The following is a 12,271-nucleotide window of genomic DNA, read 5'->3' as shown; positions in this document are numbered from 1 at the left end:
GCCTGTCGCCCGCTGTGGCGGGCGCAGTCAGTGGTAAAAAAGAGTCAGGGCGCGCTTTTGGCGGCCCTGACTTCTGTTTTTATCCGTGTGCGCGGTGGACGTTGGACAGCAGCTTGTTTACCTTTGGGTTCTTGCGGTAGATCAGCGCCATCTTGCCGATGACCTGTACAAGGTCGGCCGAGCCCGCCTTGCACAGTTCTGCTACGGCTCCCAGACGGCTTTCGCGGTCGAGGATATTGAGCTTGATCTTGATCAGCTCGTGATCGCTCAAAGCGCGCTCAAGTTCTGCAAGCACACCTTCAGTCAAACCATTGTCTGCCACGATCAATACCGGTTTCAGATGGTGGCCAATGGATTTGTATTGTTTCTTCTGCTCTGGAGTGAGCGGCATAATCTGACCTCTGCGTCTGATCTTTTAAAAGCGGCGGCCAGTTTACCCGAGCGAGTCCGGGACCGCCCAGTTAATCACGACTCGTTTATTTTTGAGGTGCCCTGTGGCCCGTTCCAAGACAAGCCATAACTGGCTCAAAGAACACTTCGACGACAAGTACGTCAAAATGGCTCAAAAGGACGGCTACCGTTCGCGTGCCAGCTACAAGCTTTTAGAAATTCAGGAAAAGGACAAGATCATTCGTCCCGGCATGACCGTTATCGACCTCGGTGCCGCGCCTGGAGGCTGGTCGCAGGTGACCAGTCGTCTGATCGGCGGTCAAGGTCGTCTGATTGCTTCCGACATACTCGAGATGGACAGCATCCCGGATGTGACCTTCATTCAAGGGGATTTTACCGAGGATGCCATTCTGGAACAGATTCTGGAGGCGGTCGGTAATACACAGGTAGACCTTGTGATTTCCGATATGGCCCCCAATATGAGTGGATTGAGCGCTGTCGACATGCCGCGTGCAATGTTTCTCTGTGAATTGGCGCTCGATCTTGCCGGTCGGGTACTGCGTCCCGGTGGCGATTTTCTGATCAAGGTCTTCCAGGGTGAAGGCTTCGATGTCTACCACAAGGATATTCGCAAGCTGTTCGACAAGGTGCAGATGCGCAAGCCTTCGTCGTCCCGCGACAGGTCACGCGAACAATATCTGCTGGCTCGTGGCTTTCGTGGAATCGATGGTGCAGCCAGCATCGAGCGTTTTTGACGAAGCGCGATAGCTTTTTTCAAATGGCGTAATCGATGCAGCATGACTGAACATCGTGTTGTCAAAGTTTCACAAAGGGTTACAGACGGTGTCTGCCGTATCTGTAGGTTCTGTAGTAAGTTAGGCCGGTGAATATCATGCGAGGCACGCTTGCTGCGTGGAGCTTGCTTCAGAGGGTAGCTAATTGAACGATATGGCAAAGAATTTGATCCTGTGGTTGATCATCGCGGCTGTCCTGGTGACGGTGATGAACAACTTCTCCAGCCCGAACGAGCCGCAGAACCTCAACTATTCCGAGTTCATCCAGCAGGTCAAGGATGGCAAGGTCGAGAAGGTTTCTGTAGACGGCTACGTCATCACGGGCAAACGCAGTGACGGTGATACCTTCAAGACCATCCGCCCGAACATCCCGGACAACGGTCTGATTGGCGATCTGGTCAGCAACAATGTCGTGATCGAAGGCAAGCAGCCCGAGCAGCAAAGCATCTGGACCCAGTTGCTGGTAGCCAGCTTCCCGATACTGGTCATCATCGCGGTGTTCATGTTCTTCATGCGCCAGATGCAGGGCGGGGCAGGTGGCAAAGGCGGCCCGATGAGCTTTGGCAAGAGCAAGGCGCGTCTGCTGTCCGAAGATCAGGTCAAGACGACCCTGGCTGACGTTGCGGGTTGTGACGAAGCCAAGGAAGAAGTTGGCGAGTTGGTCGAGTTTCTTCGCGATCCGGGCAAGTTCCAGCGTCTCGGCGGCCGAATCCCTCGCGGCGTGCTGATGGTCGGTCCTCCGGGTACCGGCAAGACGCTGATCGCCAAGGCTATTGCCGGCGAAGCGAAAGTGCCTTTCTTCACCATTTCCGGTTCCGACTTCGTCGAAATGTTCGTGGGTGTCGGTGCAAGCCGCGTTCGCGACATGTTCGAGCAAGCCAAGAAGCACGCTCCGTGCATCATCTTCATCGACGAAATCGATGCGGTCGGCCGTCATCGTGGCGCTGGTATGGGTGGCGGTCACGACGAGCGCGAACAGACTCTCAACCAATTGCTGGTGGAGATGGACGGCTTCGAGATGAACGACGGCATCATCGTTATCGCAGCGACCAACCGTCCCGACGTGCTGGACCCTGCGTTGCTGCGTCCAGGCCGTTTCGACCGTCAGGTTGTAGTCGGGCTGCCGGATATTCGCGGTCGTGAACAGATTCTCAAAGTTCACATGCGCAAAGTGCCTATGGGCGAAGACGTCAATCCAGGCGTTATCGCTCGCGGTACTCCGGGTTTCTCCGGTGCCGATCTGGCCAACCTGGTCAACGAAGCGTCGTTGTTTGCTGCGCGCTCCGGCAAGCGTGTCGTCGAGATGAAAGAGTTCGAACTGGCCAAAGACAAAATCATGATGGGCGCCGAGCGCAAATCGATGGTCATGTCCGATAAAGAGAAGCGCAACACGGCTTACCACGAGGCGGGTCACGCCATCGTAGGACGTCTGGTGCCTGAGCATGATCCGGTCTACAAGGTTTCGATCATCCCGCGCGGTCGAGCGCTGGGTGTGACCATGTTTCTGCCTGAAGAAGATCGTTACAGCCTGTCCAAGCGCGCGCTGATCAGCCAGATCTGCTCGCTGTACGGCGGCCGTATCGCAGAGGAAATGACACTGGGCTTTGACGGCGTCACGACGGGCGCCTCTAACGACATCATGCGTGCCAGCCAGATTGCCCGGAATATGGTCACCAAGTGGGGCCTTTCCGAAAAGCTCGGCCCGCTGATGTATTCCGAAGATGAAGATGCAGGTTACTTGGGGCGTGGCGGCAGTCAGAACTCCAGCGTTTCCGGTGATACCGCCAAGCTGATCGATTCGGAAGTACGAAGCATCATCGACCACTGCTACGGTACTGCGAAGCAGTTGCTTACCGACAATCGCGACAAGCTCGAAGCGATGGCCGACGCGTTGATGAAGTATGAAACCATCGATGCCGATCAGATCGACGACATCATGACTGGTCGTATACCGCGCGAGCCGCGTGACTGGGGCGGTGGCTCGGGTACCAATGGTACGCCGATTACACCGGACCCACGCCCTGAGACTCCGATCGGCGGTCCGGCTGCCGAGCATTAAGGTCTGACATGACATCTGCGCTGTACCCGACCCGGTTGCCTTGCGGCAACCGGGTTCTTGATTTGGCTCATACGCACGTGATGGGCATTCTCAACGCAACTCCAGACTCCTTCTCCGATGGCGGCCGTTATGGCACGCTGGATGCTGCGCTGCGGCATGCGCAAGCAATGGTCCTGGCAGGTGCCACTCTGATCGACGTCGGTGGAGAGTCCACGCGCCCTGGTGCACGACCGGTATCTCCCGCCGAGGAGGTAGAGCGCGTGGCGCCGGTTGTCGAGATCATCGCGCGTGAGCTTGACGTGATTATCTCAGTCGATACGTCCACGCCTCAGGTCATGCTGGAGGCGGCGCGTCTGGGCGCAGGCCTTATCAACGACGTACGCTCCCTGCAGCGTCCAGGCGCGCTTGAGGCTGCTGCAAGCACGGGTTTGCCGGTCTGCCTGATGCATATGCTGGGCGAGCCCGGCACCATGCAGGACGATCCGCATTATCAGGACCTGGTGGGTGAGGTCAGTGCGTTCCTGCTCGAGCGCATGAATCATTGCGTTGCTGCAGGTATTCATCTGCATCAGATCATTCTTGATCCGGGTTTTGGTTTTGCCAAGACGCTTGAACACAACCTCAGCCTGTTCAGGCAGATGGAGGCGCTGCACGTTCTGGGTCAGCCTTTGTTGGTCGGTGTATCGCGCAAGAGTATGATTGGCGCCGTATTGGGGCGTCCGGTAGACCAGCGTCTGTCGGGAGGGCTGGCCCTCGCTGCTTTGGCTGTGACCAAAGGAGCAAAAATTCTACGTGTGCACGATGTCGCCGAAACGGCTGACGTGGTGCGCATGATCGCAGCTGTCGAAGCAGCTGAATAACAACAGTGGGGCATCCATGAGTACCAGAAAATATTTCGGAACCGACGGCATTCGTGGTCGGGTAGGGCAGTTCCCGATCACACCCGAGTTCATGCTCAAGCTGGGCTGGGCTGCAGGCATGGCTTTCCGCAAAATGGGCACCTGCCGGATTCTGGTTGGCAAAGACACGCGTATTTCCGGTTACATGTTCGAGTCCGCGCTTGAGGCCGGACTTTCTGCGGCAGGTGCCGACGTGCTGCTGCTGGGGCCGATGCCGACACCTGCCATCGCCTACCTGACACGCACTTTTCACGCCGAAGCGGGCATTGTCATCAGCGCATCGCACAACCCGCATTACGACAACGGCATCAAGTTTTTCTCCGGGCAGGGCACCAAACTGCCGGATGAAATCGAAATGATGATCGAAGAGTTGCTTGATGCGCCGATGACCGTGGCCGAGTCCGAAAACCTCGGCAAGGTCTCGCGGATCAACGACGCCGCAGGGCGGTACATCGAGTTCTGCAAGAGCAGCGTGCCGACCAGCACCGATTTCGCCGGTCTCAAGATTGTGATCGATTGCGCGCATGGCGCTACCTACAAGGTTGCCCCGAACGTTTTTCGTGAGCTGGGTGCTCAGGTCGTGGTGCTTTCTGCGCAGCCTGACGGGCTCAATATCAACAAGGATTGCGGTTCTACCCACATGGAGGCGCTGCAGGCTGCCGTGGTTGCGGAGCATGCCGACATGGGCATCGGCTTCGATGGTGACGGCGATCGCGTGCTGATGGTCGATCATACCGGGACCATCGTCGATGGCGATGAACTGCTCTACATCATTGCTCGTGACCTGCATGAACGTGGCCGCTTGCAGGGTGGTGTCGTCGGTACGCTGATGAGCAACCTGGGGCTTGAGCTGGCCCTTGCCGAGCAGAATATTCCGTTCGTGCGCGCGAACGTCGGTGACCGTTACGTCATCGCCGAGCTTCTCGAGCGCAACTGGCAGATCGGCGGAGAAAACTCCGGCCACATCGTCTGTTTCCAGCATGCCACGACCGGCGATGCGATTATCGCCTCGTTACAAGTGATACTGGCGCTGCGTCGCAGTGGCATCAGCCTGGCCGAGGCGCGGCTCAAGTTGCGTAAATGCCCGCAGATCCTGATCAACGTGCGGTTCGAGGGCTCAAGTGTCGACCCGGTTACTCATCCGTCTGTGCAGGAGGCCTGTGCGCGCGTTACAGAGCAGATGGCGGGGCGTGGCAGGGTCTTGTTGCGCAAGTCGGGCACCGAGCCGCTTGTGCGTGTAATGGTCGAAGGTGAGGACGAGGCGCAGGTCAGGGCGTACGCCGAAGAGCTTGCAAAACTGGTTGCTGAAGTTTGCGCCTGATTTCGGCTTGCCAGTGTCGGAAGTGTTGGGTAACATCTGCGCCCACTTTGACCCACGAGGTGTAGCATGCGTCGCCCAATGGTAGCTGGTAACTGGAAAATGCACGGTACCCGCGCCAGCGTCGCTGAGCTGATCGAGGGGCTGGGCACGCAGGTGTTGCCAGGCAACGTTGATATTGCCGTAATGCCTGCGAGTCTGTTCATTCATCAAGTGGTCGAGGGGCTGCAGAAGACCTCCATCATCGTTGGTGCGCAAGATGCAGCCATCAAGGCCGAGCAGGGCGCATTGACGGGTGAAGTTGCTTCGAGCCAGCTGGCTGATTCCGGTTGCAGACTGGTACTCGTCGGGCACTCCGAGCGTCGTCAGTTGATTGGCGAACAGGATGATGTGCTCAACAAGAAGTTTGCAGCCATTCAGGCAAGCGGTCTGACCCCTGTGCTTTGCATAGGTGAGACGCTGGAAGAGCGCGAGGCAGGTCGGACGCTTGAAGTTGTCGGGCGTCAGCTTGACAGCGTAATTGCCGAGTTTGGCATCAAGGCGCTGATCAATTCAGTCATCGCCTACGAGCCGGTCTGGGCCATTGGCACCGGATTGACCGCTTCGCCTCAACAGGCGCAGGACGTGCACGCTTCAATTCGTGCGCAACTGGCAAAAGAGAATGCCGAAGTCGCACAAGGTGTGCGGCTTCTCTATGGCGGCAGCGTGAAGGCGGCCAATGCGGTCGAGCTTTTCAGTATGCCGGATATCGATGGGGGGCTCATTGGTGGCGCCTCCCTGAATGCAGATGAGTTCGGTGCGATCTGTCGCGCCGCGGGAAACTGAAAAAATGCTGGAAACAGTCGTAATTGTTTTTCACCTGTTGGGCGCTCTGGGCGTTGTTGCTCTCGTATTGCTGCAGCAGGGTAAAGGTGCGGACGCCGGTGCGTCTTTCGGAGCCGGTGCATCAAATACCGTCTTCGGTGGGCAAGGAACTGCTACCTTTCTCAGTAAGTTTACTGCTATACTTGCGGCATGTTTTTTCATAACCAGCTTGGGGTTAGGTTACTTTGCTAAAGAGAAAGCTCATCAGCTGACTCAAGCAGGTTTGCCAGACCCGGCAGTACTGGAAGTGAAGCAAAAGCCGGCGGCAGATGATGTTCCGGTGCTCGAAGCGCAAAAGCCAGCAGTTGTTCCTGCTGACGTACCTCCAGCTTCCGAGCAAAAGTAAAAAAGAATTCGGCGATGTTTTTGCGAGATCGCCAAAGAGTTGTAATGCCGAGGTGGTGGAATTGGTAGACACGCAACCTTGAGGTGGTTGTGCCCAATGGGTGTAGGGGTTCGAGTCCCCTTCTCGGTACCAATTAACAAGGAAGCCCGCATTAGCGGGCTTTCTTGTAGGTGGATGTTGGATTGACCCAGCAATGGATCGGTCGTATACTTCCGCCCCAGCTTTGTCGCGGGGTGGAGCAGTTTGGTAGCTCGTCGGGCTCATAACCCGAAGGTCGTTGGTTCAAATCCAGCCCCCGCAACCAGTTTTAGCGGAGCCCCTTTTAAGGGGCTTTTTGTTAGCTGGACAGTACATGACGTCGATGTTCAGCGGCGTTTTCAGGGATGGGCTTTTGCCCATTTTTTTATTTTTAAAGCATGCACGAGGGGGTTCAGGTGTCGAGCAAGCTGGAACAGTTGCAGGACTTGTTGGCCCCGGTGGTCGTGGCCCTTGGCTATCAATGCTGGGGGATCGATTTCAGTTCCCAGGGCAAGCATTCGGTGCTGCGCATTTATATCGACAAGGAAGGTGGTGTTCTGGTGGACGACTGCGCAATCGTCAGTCGCCAGATCAGCGGTGTGTTGGACGTAGAAGATCCAATCAGCACCGAATACACCCTCGAAGTGTCTTCTCCTGGCATGGAGCGCCCGCTGTTCACTATTGAGCAGTTTGCTTCGTACGCCGGGGAACAAGTGAAAATAAAGCTGCGCTCGCCTTTCGAAGGTCGGCGCAACTTTCAAGGCCTTCTCCGCGGGGTGGAGGAGCAGGATGTCGTGGTGCAGGTTGAAGACCATGAATTCCTGTTGCCGATCGACTTGATCGACAAGGCCAACATTATTCCCACGTTTGACTGAGACGTGCCGGTTATTGCGGATCCCGCGGATCCAATGGCTTGCGAAAGGCGAGGCGTACGATGAGCAAAGAAGTACTGCTGGTTGTTGAGTCGGTGTCCAATGAAAAGGGCGTTCCGGCAAGTGTGATTTTTGAAGCGCTGGAGCTGGCTCTGGCCACCGCTACCAAAAAACGTTTTGAAGATGAAGTTGAGCTCCGTGTAGAGATCAACCGCCAAACGGGTAACTACGAGACTTTCCGTCGCTGGACAGTTGTCGAGGACGAAGACCTGGACGATCCGGCTTACGAGCTGGCCGTTGATCAGGCCCAGGCTAAAAGGCCGGGTGCTGTTGCTGGCGAGCTGATCGAAGAAAAGATTGATTCCATCGAATTCGGTCGTATCGCGGCTCAGACTGCCAAGCAAGTCATTGTGCAGAAAGTTCGTGAGGCCGAGCGTGCGCAGGTAGTAGATGCCTACCGCGAGCGTCTGGGTGAAATCATTTCTGGTACTGTTAAGAAGGTCACGCGTGACAATGTCATCGTTGATCTTGGTAACAATGCCGAAGCATTGCTGGCGCGTGAAGACATCATTTCCCGGGAGACTTTCCGGGTCGGTGTTCGCGTCCGTGCTCTGCTCAAGGAAATTCGCACTGAAAACCGTGGCCCTCAGCTGATCCTGTCGCGTACTGCGCCAGAGATGCTGATCGAGCTTTTCCGCATTGAAGTACCGGAAATTGCCGAAGGTCTCATCGAGGTGATGGCTGCCTCCCGTGACCCGGGTTCGCGTGCAAAAATCGCTGTTCGCTCCAAGGATAAACGAATCGATCCGCAAGGCGCCTGTATCGGCATGCGCGGTTCGCGAGTTCAGGCTGTTTCCGGCGAGCTGGGTGGCGAACGTGTGGATATCGTGCTTTGGGACGATAACCCTGCGCAGTTCGTGATCAATGCAATGTCCCCTGCAGAAGTAGCGGCAATCATCGTAGATGAAGATGCGCATGCAATGGACATCGCAGTGGGGGCGGACAACCTGGCCCAGGCTATTGGTCGTGGCGGTCAGAACGTGCGTCTGGCCAGTCAGTTGACCGGCTGGACCCTGAACGTAATGACCGAATCGGACATCCAGGCCAAGCAGCAAGCTGAAACCGGTGACATCCTGCGCAATTTCATCGAAGAGCTCGAAGTCGATGAAGAACTGGCACAGGTTCTGGTTGATGAAGGCTTTACCAGCCTGGAAGAGATTGCCTACGTACCGTTGGAAGAAATGCTCAACATCGACGGCTTTGACGAAGACATCGTCAACGAGCTTCGCGCTCGTGCCAAGGATCGTTTGTTGACTAAAGCCATCGCTACAGAGGAAAAGCTGGCAGACGCCCATCCGGCCGAAGACCTGCTCTCGCTTGAGGGTATGGACAAGGATTTGGCGATGGAACTGGCGGTGCGCGGCGTAATTACCCGCGAAGACCTGGCCGAGCAGTCTATAGACGATCTGCTCGACATCGACGGCATTGACGATGATCGTGCCGGCAAGTTGATCATGGCCGCCCGAGCCCATTGGTTCGAGTAAGTAGGCGCGGCCTGAGGAGAGAAGTGCATGACGCAAGTCACGGTGAAAGAACTGGCCAAAGTGGTCGACACACCGGTAGAGCGCCTGTTACAGCAGATGCGTGAGGCAGGTCTGCCACACACCGCCGCCGAGCAAGTTGTGACCGATAACGAAAAACAGGCTTTGTTGACGCACTTGAAAAGTGGTCACAAGGCCAAGGTGGAAGAGCCTCGCAAGATTACCTTGCAGCGCAAGACCACCAGCACCCTGCGCGTTGCTGGCAGCAAGAGCATCAGCGTTGAAGTGCGCAAGAAAAAAGTATTCGTGCAGCGTAGCCCGGAAGAGATCGAAGCCGAGCGCAAGCGCGAGATGGACGAACGCCGTGCGGTAGAAAATGCCGCTCGTCAAAAGGCTGAAGAAGAAGCCAAGCGCCGCGCTGAAGAAGAAGCCAAGCGCCGCGCTGAAGAAGATGCGCGTAGCCAGCCTGCTGGTGCCCAGACTACCGAACAGGCTGCTTCGGCACCTGCTCAGCCTGTCGCTGCTGCCGATCCAGTGCGTGAAGCACCGGTGGCCGCTGCTCCGGCACCTGCCAATGCCGCACCTTCAGCCGACGCTCGCAAGCGTGACGAACAGCGTCGCCCTGACAAGCCTCGTGCTGATGACCGCAATGCCCGTGGCGGCGACGGCGAGCGTAAAAACGCGCCGCATCGCGCTTCGGTAAAAGAGAAGGCTCCGGCCCCTCGCGTTGCTCCTCGTACCACCGACGAAGAAAGCGACAGCTTCCGTCGTGGTGGTCGCGGCAAAGGCAAACTGAAGAAGCGTAACGCGCACGGTTTCCAGAGTCCTACCGGCCCTGTTATTCGTGACGTTGCCATTGGCGAGACCATCACTGTCGGCGAGTTGTCGGCACAGATGTCGGTCAAGGCTGCTGAAGTCATCAAGTTCATGTTCAAGATGGGCACCCCGGTGACCATCAACCAGGTACTGGATCAGGAAACTGCCCAGTTGATCGCCGAAGAGCTGGGCCACAAGGTCACGCTGGTCAGCGACAACGCCCTGGAAGATTCCCTGGCTGAATCGCTGAAGTTCGAAGGCGAGTCGTTCTCTCGTGCGCCGGTTGTGACCGTAATGGGCCACGTCGACCACGGCAAGACCTCGCTGCTCGACTACATCCGTCGCGCCAAGGTAGCTGCTGGCGAAGCCGGTGGTATCACTCAGCATATCGGTGCCTACCACGTTGAAACCGAACGCGGCATGGTTACTTTCCTCGACACCCCTGGTCACGCCGCGTTTACCGCCATGCGTGCTCGTGGTGCCAAGGCTACCGACATCGTCATCCTGGTGGTTGCTGCCGATGACGGCGTGATGCCGCAGACCATCGAAGCCGTCCAGCATGCTGTTGCTGCTGGTGTGCCGCTGGTCGTTGCTGTGAACAAGATCGACAAGCCGGGTGCCGACCTCGATCGCATTCGCAGCGAGTTGTCAGTCCATGGCGTGACCTCCGAAGAGTGGGGCGGTGATACGCCTTTCGTTTCGGTCTCCGCGAAAATGGGTACTGGTGTCGACGAACTGCTGGAAGCTGTTCTGCTTCAAGCTGAAGTTCTGGAACTCAAGGCGACTCCTTCGGCTCCTGGCCGTGGTGTTGTTGTCGAGTCCCGTCTCGACAAGGGCCGTGGCCCGGTCGCTACTGTTCTGGTTCAGGACGGTACGCTGCGTCAGGGCGACATGGTTCTGGTCGGTTCGAACTTCGGTCGCATTCGCGCCATGCTTGATGAGAATGGCAAGCCGGTCAAAGAAGCAGGTCCTTCGATTCCGGTCGAAATCCTGGGTCTTGACGGTACTCCGGATGCTGGCGACGAGATGTCGGTACTGGCTGACGAGAAGAAAGCCCGTGAAGTCGCGCTGTTCCGTCAAGGCAAGTTCCGCGAGGTCAAATTGGCTCGCGCTCATGCCGGCAAGCTGGAAAACATCTTCGAGAACATGGGCCAGGCAGAGAAGAAGACGCTTAATATCGTCCTCAAATCTGACGTACGTGGTTCCCTCGAAGCGTTGAACGGCGCCTTGAACGGCCTGGGTAACGACGAAGTGCAAGTGCGCGTGGTCGGTGGCGGTGTCGGTGGTATCACCGAGAGCGACGCCAACCTGGCACTGGCCTCCAACGCTGTACTGTTCGGCTTCAACGTGCGTGCCGATGCTGGCGCCCGCAAGATCGTCGAGCAGGAAGGTCTGGATATGCGTTACTACAACGTGATCTACGACATCATCGAAGACGTCAAGAAAGCCCTTACCGGTATGCTTGGCAGCGACGTTCGGGAGAACATCCTGGGCATCGCCGAAGTCCGCGATGTGTTCCGTTCGCCGAAATTCGGCGCGATCGCAGGTTGTATGGTTCTGGAAGGCACTGTCTACCGTAACCGTCCGATCCGTGTACTGCGTGAAGACATCGTTATCTTCGAAGGCGAGCTGGAATCCCTGCGCCGCTTCAAGGACGACGCTGCCGAAGTACGCGCCGGCATGGAATGCGGTATCGGCGTCAAGAGCTACAACGACGTCAAGGTCGGTGACAAGATCGAAGTCTTCGAGAAGGTCCAAGTGGCTCGCAGCCTCTAAATCGCGAGCCTCGGGAGCCACGTTGGAAGCGTCGCATGCAAATGCCCTGTTTCCTGCGTGGGCTCTAAACGCAACGCCCGGTCTGACAATTGTCAGGCCGGGCGTTTGCCGCTTTCAGACGGTCAGGGTTTGGTCCCGGATCAGTAACAGGTAACAAACATGGCAAAAGAATACAGCCGTACCCAACGTATCGGTGATCAGATGCAGCGCGAACTGGCGCAGCTGATTCGTCGCGAAATCAAGGACCCACGTGTGGGTCTGGTCACTATCACCGCCGTAGACGTCAGCCGTGATGTCGGTCATGCAAAGATTTTCATGACTGTCATGGGACAGGACAATGCCGAAGATATCGCGCAGACCATCAAGGTGCTCAACTCTGCAGCAGGTTTCCTGCGCATGCAGCTGGCCCGTGAAATGAAGTTGCGCAGCGTGCCTCAACTGCATTTCCACTATGACGAAAGCGTCGTACGTGGTGCGCACCTCTCGGCCCTGATCGAGCGCGCAGTGGCAGAAGACGGCCAGCATCAGGAAGGCCCTGCTTCGCCAGACGCAAAACCTGAAAGTACCGGGGAATAAGC

11 protein-coding genes and 2 tRNA genes are annotated in these 12,271 nt (G+C 57.0%); 12 read left to right on the top strand and 1 reads right to left on the bottom strand.

Going from position 1 to position 12,271, the window contains the following annotated elements; genetic code table 11:
• Nucleotides 1-79: 79 nt before the first annotated feature.
• Complete coding sequence (locus I9H09_RS19815; RefSeq protein WP_005888980.1) at nucleotides 80-391, bottom strand: YhbY family RNA-binding protein; 312 nt, start codon at nucleotides 389-391, stop codon at nucleotides 80-82.
• 103 nt (nucleotides 392-494) lie between these two features.
• Here I9H09_RS19815 and rlmE point away from each other — a divergent pair, with 103 nt between their 5' ends.
• The 12 genes from rlmE to rbfA all read left to right on the top strand — a co-directional run bounded on the left by rlmE (nucleotide 495) and on the right by rbfA (nucleotide 12,269).
• Nucleotides 495-1,145, top strand: a complete 651-nt coding sequence (gene rlmE / locus I9H09_RS19810; RefSeq protein ID WP_005888982.1) for a 23S rRNA (uridine(2552)-2'-O)-methyltransferase RlmE — start codon at nucleotides 495-497, stop codon at nucleotides 1,143-1,145.
• A 193-nt stretch (nucleotides 1,146-1,338) separates the two neighbouring features.
• A complete protein-coding gene (gene ftsH / locus I9H09_RS19805; RefSeq protein ID WP_122323348.1) occupies nucleotides 1,339-3,243 on the top strand; it encodes an ATP-dependent zinc metalloprotease FtsH in 1,905 nt (634 codons plus the stop codon).
• Between the two features lie 8 nt (nucleotides 3,244-3,251).
• On the top strand, nucleotides 3,252-4,103 hold the full coding sequence (folP, locus tag I9H09_RS19800; protein WP_122323347.1) for a dihydropteroate synthase: 852 nt from the start codon (nucleotides 3,252-3,254) through the stop codon (nucleotides 4,101-4,103).
• Nucleotides 4,104-4,119: 16 nt separating this feature from the next.
• On the top strand, nucleotides 4,120-5,463 hold the full coding sequence (gene glmM, locus I9H09_RS19795) for a phosphoglucosamine mutase (RefSeq protein ID WP_005888986.1): 1,344 nt from the start codon (nucleotides 4,120-4,122) through the stop codon (nucleotides 5,461-5,463).
• Between the two features lie 66 nt (nucleotides 5,464-5,529).
• Nucleotides 5,530-6,285 (top strand): triose-phosphate isomerase, encoded by a 756-nt coding sequence (gene tpiA, locus I9H09_RS19790; RefSeq protein ID WP_005888987.1) that lies wholly within the window; start codon nucleotides 5,530-5,532, stop codon nucleotides 6,283-6,285.
• Nucleotides 6,286-6,289: 4 nt separating this feature from the next.
• The gene (gene secG / locus I9H09_RS19785) at nucleotides 6,290-6,670 is read left to right on the top strand and encodes a preprotein translocase subunit SecG (RefSeq protein WP_024668786.1); all 381 of its coding nucleotides are present in this window, start codon (nucleotides 6,290-6,292) and stop codon (nucleotides 6,668-6,670) included.
• A 46-nt stretch (nucleotides 6,671-6,716) separates the two neighbouring features.
• Nucleotides 6,717-6,802, top strand: a tRNA-Leu gene (locus I9H09_RS19780).
• A 95-nt stretch (nucleotides 6,803-6,897) separates the two neighbouring features.
• Nucleotides 6,898-6,974 (top strand) — tRNA-Met (locus I9H09_RS19775).
• Between the two features lie 130 nt (nucleotides 6,975-7,104).
• Nucleotides 7,105-7,563 carry a ribosome maturation factor RimP gene (rimP, locus tag I9H09_RS19770; RefSeq protein ID WP_005888991.1) on the top strand — a complete coding sequence of 153 codons (459 nt, stop codon included), beginning with the start codon at nucleotides 7,105-7,107 and terminating at the stop codon, nucleotides 7,561-7,563.
• A gap of 59 nt (nucleotides 7,564-7,622) precedes the next feature.
• Nucleotides 7,623-9,104: a transcription termination factor NusA gene (gene nusA / locus I9H09_RS19765; protein ID WP_005888993.1), complete on the top strand. Its 1,482-nt coding sequence runs from the start codon at nucleotides 7,623-7,625 to the stop codon at nucleotides 9,102-9,104.
• Between the two features lie 27 nt (nucleotides 9,105-9,131).
• A complete protein-coding gene (gene infB / locus I9H09_RS19760) occupies nucleotides 9,132-11,693 on the top strand; it encodes a translation initiation factor IF-2 (RefSeq protein ID WP_236502325.1) in 2,562 nt (853 codons plus the stop codon).
• Nucleotides 11,694-11,852: 159 nt separating this feature from the next.
• Nucleotides 11,853-12,269, top strand: a complete 417-nt coding sequence (gene rbfA, locus I9H09_RS19755; RefSeq protein ID WP_005888997.1) for a 30S ribosome-binding factor RbfA — start codon at nucleotides 11,853-11,855, stop codon at nucleotides 12,267-12,269.
• Nucleotides 12,270-12,271 lie beyond the last annotated feature (2 nt).

The organism is Pseudomonas tremae (assembly GCF_023278125.1).
Classification (GTDB): Bacteria; Pseudomonadota; Gammaproteobacteria; order Pseudomonadales; family Pseudomonadaceae; genus Aquipseudomonas; species Aquipseudomonas tremae.
Note: the sequence above shows the minus strand (reverse complement) of the source record. Positions and strands in the feature narration are given on the sequence as shown.

Coding starts and splice junctions, on each gene's coding strand:
- rbfA (WP_005888997.1), top strand. CDS start 11,853: ATGGCAAAAGAATACAGCCGTACCCAACGTATCGGTGATCAGATGCAG.
- ftsH (WP_122323348.1), top strand. CDS start 1,339: ATGGCAAAGAATTTGATCCTGTGGTTGATCATCGCGGCTGTCCTGGTG.
- glmM (WP_005888986.1), top strand. CDS start 4,120: ATGAGTACCAGAAAATATTTCGGAACCGACGGCATTCGTGGTCGGGTA.
- tpiA (WP_005888987.1), top strand. CDS start 5,530: ATGCGTCGCCCAATGGTAGCTGGTAACTGGAAAATGCACGGTACCCGC.
- nusA (WP_005888993.1), top strand. CDS start 7,623: ATGAGCAAAGAAGTACTGCTGGTTGTTGAGTCGGTGTCCAATGAAAAG.
- secG (WP_024668786.1), top strand. CDS start 6,290: ATGCTGGAAACAGTCGTAATTGTTTTTCACCTGTTGGGCGCTCTGGGC.
- folP (WP_122323347.1), top strand. CDS start 3,252: ATGACATCTGCGCTGTACCCGACCCGGTTGCCTTGCGGCAACCGGGTT.
- I9H09_RS19815 (WP_005888980.1), bottom strand. CDS start 391: ATGCCGCTCACTCCAGAGCAGAAGAAACAATACAAATCCATTGGCCAC.
- infB (WP_236502325.1), top strand. CDS start 9,132: ATGACGCAAGTCACGGTGAAAGAACTGGCCAAAGTGGTCGACACACCG.